This window comes from Rubripirellula reticaptiva, assembly GCF_007860175.1.
Classification (GTDB): Bacteria; Planctomycetota; Planctomycetia; order Pirellulales; family Pirellulaceae; genus Rubripirellula; species Rubripirellula reticaptiva.
The window spans coordinates 919,580-943,177 of sequence record NZ_SJPX01000003.1; the positions used below are offsets into that span (position 1 = coordinate 919,580).

At 54.9% G+C, this 23,598-nt stretch carries 1 protein-coding gene; it reads left to right on the top strand.

Features of this window, described 5'->3' with window-relative positions; translation table 11 throughout:
* Positions 1–23,448 carry a PKD domain-containing protein gene (locus tag Poly59_RS16260; protein ID WP_146535120.1) on the top strand — a complete coding sequence of 7,816 codons (23,448 nt, stop codon included), beginning with the start codon at positions 1–3 and terminating at the stop codon, positions 23,446–23,448.
* The last annotated feature ends 150 nt before the right edge of the window (positions 23,449–23,598 follow it).

The following is a 23,598-nucleotide window of genomic DNA, read 5'->3' on the forward strand; positions in this document are numbered from 1 at the left end:
ATGAACCGCTCTAAATCCGCACACTCAGCCGTCAATGAACGAAAACGCGACTCTTTGAAACGCCGGAGGATGCTGGCCGAAACTTTAGAGCAACGGCAGTTGCTGGCAGGCGACTTCGATACCGAAGTATTCGGTCCGCAACCACTTTACGCTCAAGTTTCCGCGGAAGGGGAAGGCTCGCTTGACGGGGTGGCAGAGACGATCGACGGGGCGGCTGCGGTAGGTAGCGATGCGATCAATTCGTTCGCATCGGGGCTTCGCGAGGCCGTCGACCAGATTTCACGCGTGGTTTCGGCGATCGACTCGGCCCCCGCACTAGCCGCCGAGATTCCGTATCTCGGGTCGCTGGTTCCTGAAAGTGTCGCCGGGACGACATTGATTGACACCGAATCGATTGCGTCGCTGTATCGACTTGCTGACCGATTCGAAACCGATGTGGCTGTCCCGCTTGCAAACTTTTTGGACAGCAATCCGACCGCGACGGCGTTTCAGTTGATTTCGCAGTTTGACTTTTTGGATTCGGCGCCGGGTTTGGAGTCTGGCCAGCAGGGCGTGCGATTGAACTTCAATCTGAGCGAGCAATTTGATTCATCGCTGGCGACGCTGTTGGAACCAATCACGTCGCGAGCCGATAGTCTGCTCGATGCTGTCGACGGTGATGCGTTGGCGACCGATCTGCCCTTTGATTTATCGCTGGAAGATTTTTCGTTCGATGTCATTCGTGACGCAGCGGAAAATGTCTCGGTGGCGATTCCCGATATCGTGCTGCGTTTGGCCAGCGCCGATGCCGTGCCGATCAATTTTTCCGCTCAGGTTGGATTCTTGGCCGGCGGGGTGACGGGCGGTTCGTTGTCCGCCGATGTCGGATTGCAGATCAACACCAGCAATTTGTTGGGGGGGACGCTGTCGCTTGATTCACTGCGCTCGCTGGATCTTAGCGAAGCCTTAAATTCGCTCCGCGTCGAAGTTGTCGGTCGTGGTCTGGATTTGCGGTTGCCGTTCGAGTTCGAGCTATCCGGATTCAACACGGGTGGATTCAATCCGGTCTTCGTGCTAACCGATGCGAATCCGTTCGATTCAATTTTGCCGCAGGTCGATTTGCAAATACCTCGTGGCGCACCGTACGACTCCGGTGCAATCACAGGTTTCGCCAGCATCGACGCGACAGCCATTCTGACAACGCTTGATGAAATCGGTGCTACGTTTGGTGTTTGGGAATCCGGAGATGCGCTGAATTATCCGATGCCGTTGGGCGACGATGTTTCGTTGGGCGACGTAGCGGGCTTTGCCGATGCCTACGGCGGCGCCGTGTTGCAGTTTCTGAAAACCGATGACGGATTGCCGGCGTTCAATTCGATTCAGGAACTGGTCAGTCTGATCCCTTCCGTCGCCGAGAACGCTGCCGAATTTGTCAACTACGACCCCGCGTCGAAACTGCTGACGATCGACATCGGCGTAGCTTGGCAGCCGGATCCGATCATCCGCCGAGCCAACTTGTCCGTCATCGCCGGTGCGGCGGACTCACCGATCGCGTCAATCCAGATGACGCCTGGCGACGATGGCACCAACAACGTACTGACGATCAACGGCAACGCGTCGTTCGATTTTGAACTAGAGATTGATTTGTCGGGCCGTGAGTCAAATCGGCAAGTTGATGTCGACACAATCGGCGTTGATCCCCGGGGGCCTAACGCGGTCAGCGCGAATGGCCGAAACGATATTGTTATTGATCAAACGACCGTGGCACTATCGACGCCGATGAGAACGATCGCCGATCGATTCGGTTTGACGTATCTGCGCGATGAGCAGCAAACGTTGCGGGTAAAGCTTGAGAATGGACAAGAATATTCGGTTGATATGGGAGTCATTGACGACCACGTCACACTGGCTGAATGGCTGGAACGCGGGACAGTGTTGGCCGATGACGGTACGCCGTTGATGACGTTGGAATTCCGGCCGACCGTGGTGGTCGGTTCCGAATTCGATTCGTCCCGCGACCGATTTCACGTGATTGATCACACCGCACGCCAAGATCGTGTTCAGATTTATCCAGCGTTCGTTAACGCTACGAATGTTGGGTTTCTTGACGATTCGGCCTACAGAGATTCCGAGCAGTGGTTCCTTCGTACCGTTGGCGAAGCTCGCCGATATGCGTTCTACGAAGCGGTTGATCATCTTGAAACTCTGCTCAGCAAAGCTGGTGGGGCGGGCGAGTATCGGATCGGGGCCACTTACCAATCGATCCCGGACGAAGTTCGCCCCGACGGTAGCGTCAATACGACGTTGGCATTTGCTGGTCCTAGCCATTCCGAAGCAGGCAATGCCAGTTTCGGCGGCGATCCGTCGCTGGAGTACCCAGTCAGCCTGATCGACCATCTTTCCGGTGGTCCGACACAGCCGCAGTTAGCTGATGGCAAATCCGCCGTCGTCATCAACGCCACGTTTAATTTGGACGTTCCTTGGGACTACAAGACGTCCGGCCCATCAGATCTTGAAAAGTTCCCCTTTTTCAAAATTGCTGTTCACGAGTTGCTTCACGGCTTCGGATTCTTATCCAATTTTAAAGAGAACGGTTCGTTACCGGCTAATACGCGACCAGCGGTCTTTGATTCATTCATTGCGCTTGCCGATCGCGATGACATCACTGAAACCGGCGTGACCTTCACGCCGATCATTGGTCTGCCCAACGACGCAGCCCGAGCGACCGCGTTCAAGAGCAATCGTTTGTATTTCACCGGGTTGAACACTTCGGCGTCCAATCCGAATGATCCGGGAATGCCCGTCAAGTTGTATGCGCCGGCTTTGTTCCAGGGCGGATCGTCGGTTTCGCATTTCGATCAAGAAAGTTACGAGCCCGATGAGACAATGGTGCCGTTCTTTTCAGACAACGACTTCTCACCCGCGCAGATAACCGCGCTGTCGCGGGCGGTGCTTGAGGATCTCGGATACCAAACCGCTCAAACTCCGAAGACGCAAGTCTTATCGACCGATCCGTTTTGGGAAACGATTTTCAGTAGTCAGACAGCTGGTTCGGGCGTGCCATCGAGTCAGCCACTCGATTCGGCGGTCGGCTTGGTGGACACCACGACGCCGCTGAGTCACTTCTTTCCGCGCGACATGCCGGGAATGGATCTGCCGTCGCAACCGCTACAACTTACGCTTCTGGATGGCAGCGTTGTGGATATCGAATTGGGGCCGATCAATTCACTGACGATTCAGGACCTGCAAAATGCGCTGTCTGATCAAGATAATTTTGAATATGTCTTGCAACCGGTCGAGGACCGACTGACGGTGATCGACAACACCACGGCGGTTGCCGGTGGTGTTTTGCAAATCCGCCGCGCCGCGGGGACCAGCGGATCGAGATTGATCGAGCGTTTCCTGCCGGTGATTTCAGCTAACCCGAGCTCGGACACATTGCCGCTTGGTGACGCGGTCACGCCATTGCCAGAGAACGAAACTTACTTTCGTTTGCATTCGACGACGTTGTCCGACGTGTTGACGCGCGAAGAAGGTGCGCTGATCTATGGTCGCGAACACACGGCGCAAATGACGTTAGTTGATGGTCTGGAAATCCCGATCACCACCGGCGTGCTGACTGCTGAATCGACGCTCTTGCAGATCGCGAATTCGCTGCGACAGAGTTTCCCCAACCTACAGCCTCGAGTCGATGTCGGAATTGCGCCGGGCGATGATCGAATCTATATTCATGATCGCTACTTGGTCGTACGGGATGACTTGTTTCGAGAGATTGATCCGGCGAACGGGACAATCGATCAGGTGGCGTTCGGATTGTCAGATTCAACGCCCGGAGGCAACGGCATTTTCGATCTGTTGTTCGCCTCGCAACATCTCGACGACCGAGGCATCAATCCTGATCAAGACGAGTACATCTTCAGCGACTCATTGACGACGCGTGTCGGCAGCAAACTGTCGACGAATCCCGAATTGTCAGTTTTCGTCGACGTTGAAACCGAAGTTGATCCGCGGACTCCTCTGGACATCTTGATCGATCGGCGTCTCGGCAAAACCATGGGCTTGATCGACCAAACTTTTCGGATTCTTCGAGCCGATGGTAGCGAAGCCGTTTTTACGTTGCCCGGCGATGCTCGCGGATACACGTTGGAGTCAGCGATTGAGCAATTGGTTGCCAGGGACAATGCAGGAAACGAGTTGGCACGAGTCGTTTTGAACAATAACCGCGCAGCAATTCAAACCACACTGGCCGAGCAAAACTGGCAATTCGCCGCCGGTGGCGATCTGGCGACCGTGCTGTTTGGATCCAAGCGCTTCGAAGTCGACGGTTTGATATCGGGCACTCCGCTTTCGGACACCGTTTTGCATCGTCATGCTGAAGACACCCGAATTGAACTGTTCCTCGAACAGGGATTTGCGAGGTTCAACGGTAGCGACGACTATAAATACCAGACTTCTGGGAATGCATTGGTGGGCGACCGAAAAATTGCCGACCTGACGATGCGACTGTTTGATGGCACCCAAATTGACGTTGAAGTTCCAACATTCGGCGGGTTGACCCTCGGCCAATTTGTGCAGTTTCTGAACGTCTCGCGCGATGGCACGCCGTTGATCCGTGCGGTTTTCAAGGACGACGCGATCGAGATCACTGACTTGACTCGCCAAGACGGTGTGTCCAGTTCACTATCGGATGCTTTTGCGATCGAATACGCCGACGGTAGTACCGGTTCACTCTGGCTACGCTCGTTTATTCCATTCGACGTGGACCTGGACAGCGATGGAGTACTTCGTGGGCCGCGGTTGTTTCCCGAATTGCCCCAGAATCTCGATGCCGCGGTTAACAGCAATACGCTGCTTAGCGACGTGACCGGTCGATTGTTCCTGCCAGACCTTCAAGGCACGCGGCCATCGTTGATCGCAAGACTGAGCGACGGCGTTGCCAGGACGCTGGTGTTAGATCTAGTCGACCAGGACACCACGCTGTTCGATATTGTTCGCGGTCTGCGATTGTCCGAAAATGGCGGTGAAGTGATCGATGCGAATGTGGTGGGTGACCGCTTGGTGATCAGCAATGTGGAGAGCGTTCCCGGAACGTTCTCGTTGGAAGTTGATCCTAGTGGTGACTCGCGTTTATTTGTCGCGATGGGGCTTGTGAATGATTCTTTCGGCCCGGTTCCAGCGCCGGTCATCGGCGACATTGAACGTCGTTCTCTACCGCTATCAGTTTCTCCTTTGTCTGTGCGAACGCTGTTGTCGGAAGTCTTCGGCGATAACCATGCATTACTCGGTGGCGACACAATCACACTGGGTTATGACAACAGTGGAGCGTTCGAGCCGCTGACGATTGAACCTTTTTCGGTTGGACCTTTCGGGCCAACATCAACCTTCGATGACCTGCTGAAGTCGCTGACCAACGGGTTTGGAGATAGGGCGGTGCGAAACCGCTTGTCGGCGAGCCTTTCGAGGGGACGGATCGTTGTCGCCCATGCGGGCGGCCCAACCTCTAATCAGTCGACCACGCTTTCAATTGTCGAAGCGAATTCGCCGATGGGGCAAGCATTTGCCGAATTGTTCCCGAGTCTTTCCGATCTTGATGACGACGGACAGTTTTTGAGCCGTCTGCTGACCATCCCGCTGCCCGCCGAATCGATCCAGCCCCAAACGCCGCTGCGTCATTTGTACGAAGGTGGCGAGTTTGATCGCCGAATCGGGGCGAATTCCGTTGTTCCGATTCAAATCCAACTGCGGGACGGGACGACCGAAACAATCGACATCGCGCACGACTCGTCGATGACAGTTGCACAGTACATCGATCAATACGAAGTCCGACGTAATGGAGCAGTTGTTCTTTCTGCATCGCTTCAACCGGTTGCCAGCGCTTCTGGTCCGTCGACCTATCGGGCGATGCTGGTCGATCAAACCGTTCCGGTCAGCGGTGGCGAGTTGTCGGTCACGATTGATCGTAGTCAGGGCGAAGTGCTCAACGCAATTCCGCTTGAACTTGGGCTAATCGGCATCGATCAAACCGGTGCAGGAAGGATTGTGTCGGGTGACCTGACGACGCCAGCACAGCGGGAGCCTCGCATTCGTATTTCGCGAGCCCCACAACTGCACGCCGAATTTTCGGCAGTGGCCAGCAACCTTGTTGCAACCGCTGGCATCGGGGATCTAGTCTCCGCGACCGTGGATAACGGTTCGGCGTCGCTGAGCGGATCGATTTCGCTGGGTGTGCCGATGCCCGCGGGACAAGACTATCTGACATTAGCCGACCTGACTCGCTCGCTGATCGATCCGTTCAATAGTCTGGACCTAGATGTCGATTTGGACTTGTTCGTCGACGCGGATGTGACGTTGGACTTGGCCGGTTTGAATGAGCAACCGCTGCCCGCGGAACAGCCGCGGATTGAGTTGCAGTGGGACAACATCATTGCAGTGGATCCGCAATTCCGTTTGCAACCCGAAAACTTTTCACTGACCACCGAAAACTTTGACAATCTGATCCAGTTCGGTCGTCTATCGGTTGAAGACATTACGAATCTGATTCGCAAGTTGGCAGATTTCATCACCAACTTGACCGGTGAAGATTTACTGGACCGTCAACTGCCATTGGTCAACACTTCATTAGGCGAAATTCTGAATGCGGTTGACTATGTCGCCGAACTTGTGGACCGGATCAGCAACGATCCCAACGGTTCGCTCAACACGCTGGAAACCGAGATCGAGTCGATGCTAGGGCTTGCGCCGGAAGAACTAGACCTTTCCTACGACCTTGTCGAACATATCTTCCGTGTCGATTTAAATCTTGGTTTCGACGAAACCACTTCGGCATCATTTGATTTAGATCTAAGCGATCTGGGATTGTCGCAATTGGATGGGCTGGTCGATTTCAACACGTCGGGCAGTGTGGGTGTTCAGGCGGGCGGCGAACTTCGGGCCCACCTGGGATTGGATCTCGACGAATTGGACCACGCGAACTTTGATGACGCCGTTGTTGTGTTCGACACGTCGGGTTTTTATGCGACCGCTCGAGCCTATGCGGACGATATCGCGTTTACGACTTCCGTCCTGTCGTTGGGGGTTGACGTAGGGCCGGGGCGGATCGCGCTGGATGCCGATGGATTGAACTTTGATGGAACGGCGGAGAACACCGACCGAGCCGAGCTGTCGATCGCACCGGTGGGAACATGGAGTGGCGGACGCAAACCTTTGCTCGAACTTTCGGCAAGCGATTTTGAGTTCAACTTTGATGAAGATTCAATCTCGTTGGGGGTCGATCTTCCCGTCACGTTCTTGGGATCGACTGAACCGTTTCAAATTCAATGGAATGATCTAACGTCGTTTCAATTCGACGTTTTGGATCCGGGCGTGACGATCGACGCTTCCGGTAGTACCGCCAACAACGTCATTGCGGTTCCAGATATCCAAGCTGCAACATCGAACATTTCACTTGGCGACGGATTGATCGCACTGGCCGAAGGGCTGCAAGGCTTGTTCGGCGTGATCGATGACTACCTGGGTGACGAAGTGTTGGGCATTCCGGTGCCATTGATTGGCGAAGGTTTGGCTGATGCGGTTTCGTTTGTCGAATCCTTTGTTGCGCCGCTAGCCGATGAACTTCGCGGAGCAACGTTTGACGACGCCGTGTCGATCGTCGGGCAACGGATCTTGTACGACGTGCTGGGGCCAGGTGACACATTACCAGGACTGAACGTACTGCGGGATCTGAACAATGACGGCGAAATCACGCTGGCGGATGTCGGTGTGGTAGTGGATGGACTCGACGAAATCGCGTACGAAATCAGTATCGGTCGCGCTGGATTGGAATTGCGAACGCCGATCAATTTGGACGTCGGTGGCAGTGCGCTCGGTTTGGATCTGGAAGGACAAGCGGCGATCACAGCGGGCTACGGTCTGAACCTGATTGTCGGTTTCACTCGTTCGGAAGGTCCGTATGTCGAATTCGGCGATCAAACCGAGTTTTCGATCGACTACTTTGCTGGAATCGAAGATCTGGTCGGCGAAGGTCGCTTGGGACCATTGTTTGTCACCGTTGAAACGATCGCACCAGAGAATCTGAGCGATGATCTTCGCCGCCGTGCGAGATTGGACGAGAATCTCGTCTCTACCGAAGCGATCAACGCCATTCGCGGCAGCTTTGGTGTCGACCTGCCTGCCGGTCGTTACACGTTGTCGACCATTGGCGGCGCTCTCTCGCAAATCAATTTGTCGGCCGATTTTGTAGGGTCGCTGCATGCCCAAATCAATACCGGCATCAACACGACGATCGAGGGCATCCCGTCGCTGGTCGCCGATCTGCATTTGACGTTTGACGATCCGGCCGAAACGACGCTTGCTGGAGTGATCGATTCGATCGCGTTGCCGACCGTTTCGATCACCAACGTGGGGCTGGACTTGGGTTCGTTCGTGACGAACGTGTTGGCACCCGTGCTGGCACCGGTCAACGACTTCCTTGATCCGATCCGGCCTGTGCTCGATCGTTTGACGTCGCCGATCCCCGGAATCTCGGAGTTGATCGGCCCGACAACGTTTGTCGATCTGATTGGCGCATTTGGCGAAGGCGGCGAAACGGTCGGCCAGTTCGTTGGCGCGGTTGCGAACATTGTAGAACTGATCGATATCCCGACCAACGCCCAAACGATCATCCTGCCGCTGGGCAACTTTGACACGGCGATCGACGACGTTACCGGAGAGCTTGTGCCCGTTCCGATGGGCGGGCAATCAAACTTTGACGATTTTCTCGATACCGTCGGCGAGGACGCTGCGGAGATTCGCGACTATCTGCGTAACATTCCGCAAGAGGAACCTCAATACAACAGCAGCGGCGAGTTGACGGTGACGCCCGGAATGTTTTCGATTCCGTTGTTGAAAGATCCTACTTCGGCCATAGGACTGCTGTTCGGCAACGATGTCGATCTGTTGAAGTATCAAGCCCCGCGTTTGCAAGCGTCGTTTGAATTTAGTCAGTCGATTCCGGTCTTCCCCGCATTTTCGCTGGCCTTCGGCGGACAGTTTTCGACAACCATCGATTTTGCGTTTGGCTATGACACTGCGGGTATATTTGCGTACGCCGATAGCGGCCGAGCGATCGATTTGCTGGACGGCTTTTTCTTTGACGACCGGGCTGTTTTTGAAAACGGCAACAAAATCAGTGACGTTCCGGAACTGACGTTTCGGTTTGCAGTGACTGCTGGTGGGCAACTCGATTTATTGGTCGCTAAGGCAGGTGTGGACATTGGCATCGGGGCTCAGTTGAACCTCGATTTGAACGATCCAAACCTCGACGGCAAGATTCGGTTCGACGAAGTAATTTCAAATCTGCAGTTGGGCAACGCGCCCGGGCTGGGGCCGTTGTGGATCTTTGATCCTTCGGGACAACTGGACTTTTTTGTCACAGCCTACGTCAAAGCGTTTGGCATCCGCGTTTCAACGACGCTGGGGCCGAAGGTCTTGGTCAACTACGACTTTCCGCGTCCCGAACCAGCCAACCCGGTGCTTGGTCATGTCGAGCCCGGTGGACAATTGGTGATTCACGCCGGGCCGAATGCGGCGCTGCGTGTCGAGGGTGATCTATCCGACGGTGACGACATCATTTTTGTCAGCGGGGACGAGGACACCGGCGAAACCATCATCACCGGTTATGGAACAGATCAGCGGTTCAGCGGTGTGACGAGTGTCTTTGTGGATCTCGGCGAAGGCGATGACGGACTGTTTGTCGACGAAAACTATGCACGTCCGATCACGGCATTCGGTCGTCTGGGTCGCGACGAGATCACTGGCGGTACGGGACGGTTGACGGCGTATGGTGGTGGCGGCGACGACGTGATTTTCGGCGGCAGCGGTGATGACCGGCTTTATGGAAATGGCGACGCAAACGGATTGGGCGCAAGCGCGCTAGGCACGATCACTCGTACATTACCCGACGGCAGAGTGCTGAGCTTCAATGTGACCGACGCGGATCTGATCGACGGCGGCGATGGCAACGACCAAATCTTTGGCGGTGAAGAAGACGATCAACTGCAAGGCGGCGGAGGCAACGACCGCATCCACGGAGGCACCGGTGCGGACTATGTCGGCGGCGGCGATGGCGACGACGTTCTGTTCGGTGGTGACGGTGACGATACGCTGTCCGGTGATGACGGCAACGATACTGTTTACGGCGAAGCCGAAGACGGCACCGGCGTGGGACGCGATTTTTTGCAAGGCGGCGATGGGGACGACGTGCTGCGAGGAGGCCCGGCCGATGACGAATTGTTCGGTGGCTATGGCAGCGATCAATTGTATGGCGGCGATGGTAACGATCTGTTAGTCGGTGCGATTGCGCCTCGGGACAGTGAAAACTATGCGATTCTGCAAGGTACGCCCGACGCGTCGCCACACTATTTTGACGGTGGCGCGGGTAACGATTTGATCTATGGAACCGAAGGAATCGATACGGTCACCGATTCCGCCGGGCTGACTCGCGTGTTTACCTACGGCGGGAACGATGTGATCTCAACGGGCGACGGCGATGACTTGATCCGATCCGGCGATGGCGATGATGTGATCAACGCGGGCAGCGGCAACAACCGAATCTACGCTGGCGAAGGGTTTGATATCGTCGATTCAGGATTCGGTGATGACCTAATCGATCTACGCGGTGCGGGACTTGGGCTAACGCAAACCGGGGTGAACTCGGGTGGTCAAGTCACCGACATGGGCGGCAACAATCGCATCCTAGGTGATGGCGGCGACGACATCATCGACGTCCTTGGATCGGGTTCGAACTACATCGATGCTGGCGGCGGTAACAACCGCATCGTCACGGTGGGTCGTGGTGGCGACCGGATCCGCACGGGTTCTGGTGTCGACGTCATCGATGCGGGCGACGGAAACAACAACATTTCGTCGGGCGCTGGCGATGACATCGTTCGTAGTGGCAGCGGGAACGACAGCGTGTTCCTTGGCGATGGAAACGACGAAGCGTTCACGGGTGCAGGCAATGATGTCGTAATCGCCGGTGCGGGCAACGACTTCGTCGATGCGGGCGCAGGCAGTGATGTGATTCGCGGCGGCGATGGCGACGACGAACTTGTCGGCGGCATCGGCAGCGACACCATTCGTGGCGATGAAGGCGACGACGTCGTTTGGGGCGGACGATTGATCTATGAGCGGGACGTGTTGCTGGCGACGTTGGTCCGGCCGACCGAGTATGACGCCAATGCGTCCAGCATTGTCTTCCCCGCGATGGTACCCGCGGTCGTCATTGATGGTCCGCTAGAAGGTTCGCTGGAAGACGGGAACGATTTGATCTTTGGCGGTGGCGGAATCAACTTCATCTTCGGTGGCGGCGGCAACGATGACATCAGCGGTGGCAGCGGATCGGCGTACATCGATGGCGGACGTGGAAATGACATTCTGCGAGGAACGCCTGGCAACGATGTCATTCGCGGGGGTGCTGGCAACGATACGATCGAAGGATTACAGAACATCGATTTCAGCTATGGCGATTCAGGTGATGACTTCATTATCGGCGGGTCGGGCGTCAATATCGATGGGACCCATCAGACGTTCGGGCAGCGTTCGTTCGGTGGCAGCGGCAATGATGTTTTGTGGGCTTATGCTCATACAACAGGTGCTGGGGAAGTCTCACTTCGCGGTGAATACCTGGACGGCGGTGAGGGCGCCGATGAACTGCTAGGTAATCTGCGTCAAGACGTGCTAATCGGTGGCGGTGGCGACGACCGTTTGCTGGGCGACGCTTTGGCGGGCCCCGACTACGACAGCAACGACGACTTCCGAACCTTCGGCGGCGATGACTTGATCGTCGGTGGGTTCGGCGATGACTTACTTCAGGGCGGTGGCGGCAACGATGTGCTGTTTGGTGGCGGGAACGTTGATGAACTGGAAGGACACGACGGCGACGATCGATTATACGGCGGTCGCGGAATCGATTTCCTGCGACTCGATGTTGCAGCCGAGTACGGTGATGACCTGGACGTCCTCGATGGTGGCTTCGCCGACGGGCCGGATGAGACGCCGTTCGGTTTGGACAATGCGACAGACATCATGATCGTCAATGGTTCCGATCAAAACGACGTGATTACGATCGCTGGCAACGGTAATCAAGCGATCGTCAATTACCAGGTTGGCAATCAACCTCTTCGGCAAATCGACATTCGCGTTCAAGACGCCATGGGGAACACGCTGGTCGAGCAATATCAGATCAACGGTTTGGCCGGGAATGATACGATCGGTTTCGATGCGTCGTTTGACACCAGTGACTTGGCCGCACGCAGTCGTGACTGGGTAGGTGTTTTCCAAGGTGGATCAGGCGATGACACGCTGATCGGTTCAGCCGGTCGCGATCGACTTGACGGCGGACGCGGAAGCGACACTGTGTTTGGACTAGGTGGCGACGACCGACTTTGGGGTGATTCCGGTGAAGGACGTTCGAGTGACATCGATCGTCTGTTCGCGGGAACCGGCAACGATGATTTGCTAGGCGGCGTGGGGAGGAACTACTTGTACGCCTGGTCGAGCGATCCTGCGACGACTTCGCCGTACGGGATCTTTGATGACGACGGCGAGGCCGAGGACACCGGGCTAAATCGAATGCTCGGTCGAGATCAAGACGACTTTTTGTATGCGGGCACGGGACTCGACTTCATGTACGGCGGTGATGGCCGCGACCAGCTTCACGACGTCGATGGAAATCTGCTCGAAAACTTTGGTGTCCCAGAGGATGAAGAATGGCTCGAGTATGCTCGAAACAACGATTCCGTTTGGTACTACGGTGCGACCGAGCGTGACGACATCATATCGGTGGACTTTGTCACTGAACCGGGACTGCTGGGTAACCATCATCTGATCACGCGGCTGACCGAGAACAATGGTTTCTTCTCGTTTGATGCTCAAGTTCGACTCGACTTTTCCGCTACCAATCCGGACGGTTCGCTGGTTTGGGATCCGAGCGATTTGGTGCAACGCGTCGAGGAAATTCGTGGCGCCGTTGGCGACGATGCGCGACAACTTGTGGCGAGATCGCTTGAGTTGTCAGGCGACCTATTGCCTGCCGAAGGCGACTTCACTGCCATCATCATCAACGCCGGTGCCGGCGACGATCAAGTCTTTGTCGGACCGACCGTACAAAAGACCGTGTGGACGGGCGCAGGCGCTGGCGACGACACCGTCGAGTACGCCGGAGGAACTGCGATCTTGGTTGACATTGCGGACGCCGATCCGCGCAACGAAGTCTTCGGTGACGCCGATGATTTTTCGCGGGCGTATGAAATCTCCGATTCCGAAAATGGTCAACCATCCCGACTTCGCGAAACGATCTACTTCGAAAAGTTGACGCTCGACTCGCCAACCGATGTGGATTGGTTCACTTTCGTAAGTTCAGGGATGACGCCCTCGGAACAGCTGCGCGTTGTCGTCGATTCATTGTCAGATGACGATGCCATCGAAGTCGAATTGTACGAATACGTCGATGATGATGGCATCAACGAGCTTGCCTCGGTGGGGACTCTTGAAACAGAAGCTGCTGCGTTGGATCCAACCAGGCCCTCGCGGACGTCACTTGTTCGCGGCAACGCGCTGTATCCTGACGGCCAGCGACTTTATCTCCGTGTTCGCAGCACCAACGGCAGCCCGACGTCGTACAACCTGGGCATCGACTTCGGCGGCGACGTTGCACTGGGATCCGCGCGGGTTGAATTGGGGTCACAGTCCAACACGTTCCTTCGTCGTGACGTAATCGTTGGCGGCGCCGGTGACGACATTCTTCGTGGCGGTCCCGGTGAGGACTGGGTGATCGGTGGCGACGGTGATGACATCATCACCGGTGGTGTGGACGGCTTTGCATCGGATATTTTGATCGGTGGTGATGGCAACGATGTGTTCCAGATCATTCCGTCGGATGTCGGCGAACTCGATCTGACGCTCGCCGACGAGATCGAAGGCGGCGATGGGTATGACCGTGTGTTGTACCTTGGTGGAGACATCGATGATCGCGGCAGGCCAGTGCCGGACTTCGTCACACTGCGCTATCAACCGTTGCTAAACGCCTGGCAGCTAGCAGCCAAGGTTTGGGACACGGCGAACCAGCGTTTCGAAACCAATGGCAACGAATTCGTTATCCACTCGGCGAGTTATCGCGCACGTCAGATCGAGGCAACTGAGTTTGACACCCGCGCGGGTGCTGACCAAGTCAGATTGGACGAGGCTTCCTATAGCATTCTTGATGACGAGATTGTCAACGTATCTGGATTCCAGTTTGACCTTGTCGATGGAACCAACGACCAACGGCAAACCTATGGTGTCTCACCTGGCGACCGTCAGGTTGGTGGCGGAGCAGCGAATTTCATCATTCGTGGCGGATCTGGAAACGATTTGCTTGTCGGTTCGCCCTATGGGGATGTGATTTTTGGTGGTGACGGACTCGACCAAATCATCGGCGGTGGTGGCAATGACAGCCTTGATGGCGAAGGCGGCAACGATTTGATCGTCGGTGACTCAATCGCTTCACCGGCGTCTGTGTGGGATCGGTTTGAGGTGATCGCTGGTCAAGATCGATCGAACGACTCGCCCGCCTTTGCGACGCCTGTCCAATTTGTTGGGGATTCGCTTGAGAACTTGACGCTGCACGACGGAGATGGTGGTGACTGGTTTGTTCTACCGGCGTCTGCAGCGGCCGATCCGCTGGCATCCAATGATCTGGTCGTTGATTTTGATGATTCCGAAATGGAAAGCTTGTGGAGCAGCATCAACCAAGCCAGCGGACGCAATGGTGCGGAAGTGATCCCGGCTTTGGTGGATCCGCAAACCGGCAACTACACGCCCACGTCTGGACAGCCGGATGTGTACCTGATCGGGGTCAACAACCCGGTCGGTCAAGTGATTGTCGCGACTTCGGCACCAAGACTCGATTTGATTGGCGATGGGCAAACGGTTGGCGCTGCATTCGTGCTGGACATTTCTGGGCAACCCACGGTGACGGTTCGATTTGACGTCTCCTCGGGCCAATCCGGCGAATCGATTGCTGACAATATCAACCGAGAACTAAACGATCAGCTTTTGCAATTCGATGTGCAAGCTTTCTACGACGCGACGCGAGCTCGTTTGATTCTGGTTTCGCTGAGGGGGCGTGCGATGACGGTTCGTTCCGAGAACATCTTTTCCTTTTCCTACCTTGGGTTCGAGGATGGGCAAGTTCCCCGGCAACTTCCCTATGGACTCGGTGGCTACCGAGTCTCGGTCGTCGATAACGAAATCGTGAACCAAGCACCACTCGGACCGTCGCTGCCATCGCTCGTATTTGAGTACGAGACCGCGGACCGAAGTGTGCTGAGCGCGACTCCTAGTCAAGCAATCGGGCTGAATGATGCTGGCTTTGCTGTGGCGACTGCGGCACGAATCGAAGGTGGACGTCGTGACGAGATGATTAGCGAAGTGGTGCCGCTGGGCGACATCAACGCGGACGGCCGTCCCGACTTTGTTGTACCGGGGGAAACAAAAGCCTACGTTTTCCTCGGACACGTAGATCCGAATTTCTTGTTCGGCGATCAGTCCGATATCCGTGATGCAGCGGACTACGTTTTGAACTATCCGAACGCCGGTACGATCGAATGGATCAGCGGCCCCGTTGATGTTGACGGCGATGGCTTTGATGATCTGACCTACGCTCGTACTAGTTTCAGCGATGCTGCCCGCACGGATGGGGTGACCAGCGTTAATATGATCAGCGGAAGCAACCTGACGCAAAACTCGGCCCAACTTTTTGCGATCCCCATGGGTGGTTTTGAGTATCAGGATCTCGACCACCAGTTTGACCTGTTCGGCAAGCAATTGGCCTCGCTTAATCGATCAGTTGATGTGCCGATCCAGGCGGAATGGATTCGCTACAACAACGACGAGTTTGCAGATTTAGCGATTTTTGGCAAGGAACCCAGCCTGCGTCGTGGCGTTGCTAACGTGAACTATGGCGGAGTGCTTGATGGTCAGCAAATTCATGATCAGGTGGTCAACAACTCGACCGGTAACAGCAACTACTTGACCACCATTGTTCGCGGGCTAGAAGATTCTGGCGTTGTTGCGGCAACGCACTTTGACGATCCAGCATCAGTCATGTATGTGGGTGGTTCGCCGGAAGCATTCTTTGATTTTGGCGATATCAACGGTGATGGTCTTGATGACATCGTGGCAACCGTGCCGCGTGGATGGGAGTTCAGCACCAACGGGTCTGTTGAGCCAGACGTGGTGATCTCGCGAACGTATCTGCGGACCGGCGGTAGCTTCGGTTTCGGAGGTCGATTAGCTTCGCCAATTCTGCAGTTGGCGGCCGAGACGGCGGGACTTCGCGACCCGAACAATCCTGATTTAGGAAATCAGGGGGCACTTAACGCCGAGTTGCCCATCGTCGTCAAAGATCTGGACAACGACGGTTTCGCTGATCTGATCGCGATCAGTGATCTCGGCAATCCAGGCCCCGGGTCTGGATCGCTGCTGATCTATACCGGACAAGAACTGACGAGCGACGACGATTTTGCAAACCGTGAAGTGGCTGTAACCTTTGCCCGAATTCCAGCATCAGGTCGCAGTCTTCTGGACGCTCGCGTTTCGATTGGTGACTTTGACGGCAACGGAAAACAGGATCTTGGATTTAGTTTTTCAAATCCAATCTTGGCAGGGACCAATATTTTTTACGACGCAATTGATGGTGGAAGCGTTCGGTCAATCAATGTTGGGTTGCAGCGTCCCACGCCGGTGACCTCCATTTCGTCGCCAGTCGGTGCTAGCAACTTCGGATTAGCCGGCGGTAACGCAATCGACCTCAACGGGGATCGCATCGACGATTTGATCCTTGCCGACCCAGAAGCGACGACGTCGGCTGGTGATCTACGCGGCGGAATTCTTTACGTCGTTCCTGGAAGTCAACGGCGTGTCTTCCTTCCCGATGAATCACTTGTCGTGGATCTTGGAAATGATTCGATACGCGGAATAGGTGATGTGTCGCGTGATTCGCAAGGACAACTTCAGGTTAAATCAACCATTCAAGCAAGCACCGAAACAGACTGGTACCGTTTCCGGACGGTCGGCGACGGACAGATTGGCGATGTGATTCGTTTGTTGCCAACCACTGACCAGTTTGTTCCGGCAACCCGTGGCGCATCGGGGATCATCAGCGGGGGCAACGCCTTCGACAACGTGCCCAGTGTGGTGTTCGATTCAAATCAAACTGGCGTTTACGAGATTGATTTGTCGCGACTGCTGACTGTATTCGACGATCCGGCCAGCATCGGATCAGCAGAACTGCGACTGCGCGGTTCGGCCACTAGGACGCCCGTCGACTCGGCGCCCGCACTGAGTTTGCTTGAAGAACTAACGCCTGTTTCGGGTGGTGGATTCGGTGAACGTGTCTTCTTCGTTGCGGTCGCAGAAGATAAGGGAAGCGAACTGTACGTCACCGATGGAAGTGCTTCAGGAACTCGTTTGGTTTATGAAACCATCGCAGGACCGGAGTCAGCGAATCCGGCCAATCTGACGGCGATCGACGATCGTCTCGTATTTTCGACCAGCGTATTTGAACTGCTCGAAGAATCATCGACGGTCAGCTTTTTCGTCACCGATGGAACGGACACCAAGCCAGTTGGTAATCCCGACAATCTGAACCTGCAGCCAGGATCCGAACTGATGGAATTCGGTGGCGATCTTTACTTCTCTGCGTTCGATCAATCTAACTTTACACGCGTCCTTGCGGTCATCCGATTTGAAGACGATGGTTCGTCGGAACTGGCCATCGTTGAACAATCACGACGAACTCCGATTGCGACAACAACTAACGCGATCTTCTTCGCCAACAACGGCGAACTTTCGAGGATGGAAATCGATCAGGAAGAACCTACCGTCGTTAGTGACCAATTCGAATTCATTCCTGGTGCTGACTCGTTGACCGCGCAAGAAGGACTACTGATTTTCGCTGCGTCCGATAAGAGTTCGGGGAATCTCGGCGTCTATGTCACTGATGGCTCTAGCATCGATCCGTTGGATGAGTTTTCTGACGACTTTGACGACTTAGCGTACGGGTTTCAGACGACCGTCGATGGCGTTTTCTACTTGGTTCAGGATCGAGTCTTTTTCTACGACGGATCGTCAGTTGAACGAATCGCGACCATTGATGTGCCCGATGCGACTCGCAGCAACGGAATGTTCCGAACCTTCACCGACGGTTCAGTCCTGGTGACGATCGGCAACAACGGCAATAAAGAACTTCGCATAAACGCGTTCAATGACAAGGGTAATAAAATATCGGAGAGCAGCCTCGGTACGGGTCGCTATATCTTCTCGACCGATGCGATACTTGATGGAGACGAATTGTTAGTTGGGTACCAATCGCAAGAAGAGGCTTTCGGAGAAGTAACGCTCGGCTTGTCGACGTTCCATATCGTCGATTCTACGGTCAAGCTGTTGGAGGAATTTGTTGATACCCCACAATCGTCGGGCACCTTCGATCAGATGACAAGCAGTGGCGGCAATGTGGTCATGGAAGGCTATCGGACCGACAATGTGCTGGGCGGACGCTTGTGGGCGGCAGATGTTCCGGACAGAACTGCGGCACCTATTGAAAGCGACAACAGCACCGGGATGCCAACTTCCGGTTCCGTTACGTTCCAGATTGCCGGTGGTCGTAATGACCTAGTGATCACCGGTGACGAACTTGATGAAAACTTTGTGATCCAAGGTACGATCACATTGGATGAGACCCCGACATTGCAGACGATCGATCTGTCGGCTGACATCGATCAGATTCGCCACTTGTTCGAACTTGGATATCGCTCGCTTGTTGTGCAGTTGAACGTTGCCGATGGCGATGCGGTATTTGAAGAGATGGTTTTGTCGGATGACACTGGACTTTTCTTGGGTGGAAACGGACGCGGAGTGTCAGGGCAATTGCTCGATTCCGAAGGCCGAATGATCGCTTCCGATTTCAATCATTTGGACATCCGCAACTTGGTTGCCGGTGAATACTTGATTGGTGTATCACGCGTAGCCGATGGGACTTCGACGACCCAGGAATACTCACTTGAACTTGACGTTCCGCGATTGGGCGACGCGCATGACACTTCGTCAGATGACGTTTTGCGTGGTGGCGACGGGGATGACGTCTTGATCGGCGGTGCCGGGAAAGATCGTATTTTCGGTGATAGCGGTGATGATAGCCTGATCGGTGAGTTGTTCGAGCTACGCGGTGCCGCCAGCAACGATGCGATCGGGAGCCCACTTCCTGAGGAACGGTTCTCGGACTCGCGGTCGCCGCGTCAGCATCGAGATCCTAGGATTGTGATCGGCGCTGCCAGTGCCGGCTTGCAATCCGGGCAAGTCTCTATCGGCAACTCGGTGTTGGCTTTGGCGATTGCAGATGCCTTGGGAACAACGATCGAAAGGTCGAGTGATGGATCAGAACATTTCGCTCGCCCTGTCTTTGCAAGTGATCTCGGTTCGATCTCGTCGCTCGATCTATTCGGACTTGGACTGACATCGATCGACGGAGTGCAACACCTGGTCAATCTTCGCTGGCTCGATTTGTCGCGCAACGATTTGAGCTCGGCTGCGATCAGTCTTCTTCGCCCTGGGAATGATGGTACTACCGGATTGCAACATATTCAGCATCTCAATCTAGACGGCAATCGTCTGACCGGGTTGGGGAATCTTAATTCACTAACAACCCTTCGTTCGCTTAGCCTTGCGGATCAACGCAATCGAGGTATCACGGGTGTCGTTGCGATCAGATTCTTAACAGAGCTTCGGTATTTGAATGTATCGGGAAATCAGGTGACCGATCTTTCGCCGCTCGCGGATCTAACGAACCTGCGCATTCTGGATGCTTCGGGAGAAGAGTACGCTCAGGCGGGCTTGAACAATATCGACATTTCTTCTTTCCTAGGAATCCGCTTCGAGGACGCTTCGATCAAAGGTACCTCGGGTGACTGGTTCTCGGGAAGCAATCCCGATGCGGTCGCCGGCAGCTATCTTGCTCTGGACGCGACACTCAGTGACGCCGGGGACTCATTGACCTGGGCCGTCGACAATATTGATGTCAAGCGTCCGTTTGATGTTTACGCTTTGTGGCACGGTGATGCATCGCACGTTTCGCAGGCGATCTACCAAATCAATGGAGAAGTCATTGGCTTCGCAGATCAGCGTGTAGCAAGTTCAGGATTACCGCTCGGGTCGCGGCAGCTCCAACTCGTCGGTTCCTATGAGGGAGACGAGGAGGATCTGAATATCACAGTGTTGGCGGGATCGGCCGACGGGATACTGATTGCAGATGTCTTGGTTCTCGTTCCGCAAATTGCCTCGCCCGCTGAACCGTTGATTCATGTCGACGTGCGAGGTACTTCGATCGATCCGATACAGAGAGACCTTTTGCTGGGCGGTGTTTTAAACCGTGGCGGCGTGCTTCACGCGGACGACAACGCCGCTCCAACGTTTGTCGGCCCGTTCGGATTCGCTTTGAAATCTGATGAACGACGCTCATTTGCGCTCAGCACACTTTTCAGCGATGATCAGAACGGTTTGCTTGCTTACTCGGTGCAAACCATCGGCGACTCGATTCGGGCGACGGTCAATGGATCGAGCATCGACATCGAAGCCGGTAGCCAGTCCGGTCATGCGACCATGCAAATTACCGCAACGGATGCGGCAGGCGCATCCACAACAATCGTGCTGCCTGTCTCGGTTGGATACGCTCTGGTGCAAGGACGAGTAACGGACACGTCTGACAAGCCAGTCGAAGGTTTTCGAGTGACAGCGGACGCGGGCGTCGTGTTCCAAACCCCGACGGATTCGGATGGTCGGTATTTGTTGATCATCGAAGTTGACCAGCAAACAATCACGCCATCACCGGGACAAAATATCGCGGAGTTCACTGGCGAACAGGCGTATTTCTTAGACATTGATGTACCAGAAACCTTCGAGGGGCTCGATTTTGTTGTCAAGCCAGCAATTGAGATCGATGACGTTGGATCGGCGCTAGAAGGAGCCTCGGTCATCGTCAATTCGACTTCTAACCTTACTGGTGATGTGCAGTGGACGGTGACTGGTGGATCCGCCAATTTTTCTGGTGAATCCACAAACCAGCTAACATTAAAGTCTCTTGATTCGGGTATCTACACGGCGACTGCGACGCTCAGAGTTGGTGACGACGTCTTTACCGCTTCTCGGACTTTCCATGTCGAAGAAGTGAAAGCCGTTCTCACTGTTGGCGACGATCAAACGACGGCAGAGGGATTGTTCTCTGCAACGCGAACACTTGTGAATGATCCGGGGTCCGACGAAGTCACCGTTTTGGTCGACTATGGTAACGGAGATACGCAAACGTTCTCGGGCACGTCCGCTCGCAATTTCTCTCTCGAGACGGTTTATGGTCATGCCGGCGACTACGTCGTGAATGTCAGTCTGTTTGCTGACGATGAGGTCCAGACAGACTCATTCACCGTTGTTGTGAAAGAAACGTCTCCTACGTTGGACATCTCGATTGACGAAGACTTTTCGGCCGAGGGAAGATCTGGATCGCTTGAATTCAGTGTCTTCGACCCATCGAGACAAATCAATCGCGTCAACTGGTCCTACACCGTTGATTGGGGTGATGGATCTCTGATCCAGGACATCACGGATGACATCGTCGTTGTCCTCGGACGAACCGGACTTGCTGGGCTCGGCCACCTCTATGCCGAAGGTACTTACCAGGTGACCTTCCGGGTGATCGACAATGATGGCGAAACGTTTGAAGTTCAACGCGATGTGGTTGTCAACAATGATGTTCCGCAAGTCGAGCTTATTCTGCCTGGTTCAATCATCGAAGATTTGTCGTTCAGTGCCGCGGTGGTGATCACGGATGCCGATGCGACTTCGACGGTATGGGACTTCGGTGACGGGTCCGCTTTACAAACGACTAACACGCCGACGCATACTTTTGGCCGTGACGGGAATTTCACGATCACCGTGACTGTCACGGATGCTGATGGTCAAATCGTTACGACATCACGCGAAGTGACGGTGAACCCCAGCAATGACCTTCCCGTACTGCCACCGATTGCGCCGGCGACTATTACTGAAACGTTTGCACTGACGTTGCCAACCTTCGCCATCGACCAGGATGGAGACGCGTTGTTCTACAACCTCTCTAGCGCTCCCGATGGCGTCACGATTGACGAATTCGGAGTGCTCCACTGGACGCCGACCGCCGACCAAGGCCCCGCGACTTACACGTTCAATGTTGAAGTTGAGGATGATGGCGGTGGCGTGACTCGTCCTGTGACGATCACTGTTCTGGATACGGGTTCGATTTCCGGCGAATTATTTGTCGATTCCAATGGTAACGGACGCCGTGAAACAAGTGATGCTCCGCTACTCAGCCGCGTGGTGATGATCGACGAAGGCAACGATGGTTCATTCGAGCAAACATTGATGGTGGACGACGAAGGCCGTTTCCAGTTCGCCAACTTGCCGATCGGACTTTACCGTGTTGTTGCCGATCTCGGTGACGATCTTGGTGCGTCGACGCCGCAGTCTTTCCTGATAAATATGACGACCCCCGACGATGTTACGTTGACTCCGATGGGTGTTAATGTTGACATCGATGGCGACGGAATTAGCAACCGCAACGAGCTCAATGCGCTTGCTGGACCGGATGCGAATGAAGACGGGGTCCTTGATTACTTGCAAAGCAACGTGGCATCGATCGAGACGGTGGGTGGCCCGGTTACGTTCATCAGTTCACCGGGAACGACACTTGGTGATATCGCGGCAGAAGATGCGATTATTCACCAAACAATCAGTCGTGAATTTCCAATCGGTCGCCTCTCGTTTTCGGTAAACGGGCTCTCAGAAGGAGCGACTGCGACCGTTGAGATTCGGACACCAACTGATGCTGCGATCAACTTGGTTTACACCTTGGACGATCGAATCAATCCGCTAGAACCGTTCTTTGCTGAGTATGGCGGCGAGTCCGACGAAACAGTCGAGTTGCTCTCCGATCGAATCCGCTTGACCGGCGATGATGGAGGTGACGGTGATTTGGACGGCAGCGTTAATGGCGAGCGGATGTTCTCGTTGCAACCCGCCACGGTCGACTTGGTTTGGACCAACCCCGTCGAGTTTTCGGACGTCAGCGGTGACGGTCGAACGACGGCGCTAGACGCTCTGCTGATCATCAACGCGCTGCGTCGTAACAACGGAGAGTTCGACCTCGACGGACCACGCCCGCGTGACGCGCATTACCTCGACGTCAGTGGTGACGGACGAGTATCTGCGCACGACGCTTTGTTGGTGATCAATCAACTTCGACGCCAATCGTCATCTGAAGTCAGAAGCGGTGAATCCGAATCAGCTCAAAGTCTCGATTTACCAATTGCACCGCTGGCAGAAATTGACAAGGAAAAGAAAGATCCGCGTCATGGACGGCAATTCTGAGATTGCGTAAGGGGGGCTTTGTGAATTTTGAATCACCTTTCCCAGGTTTACTGAGGGGCTGTGACGCACGAGCACTGAAATCATTGGACATCGGGTCCTGACGCGTCTACAGTGATGCGTCACAACCAAACAATCTGATCGGCAAGTAAA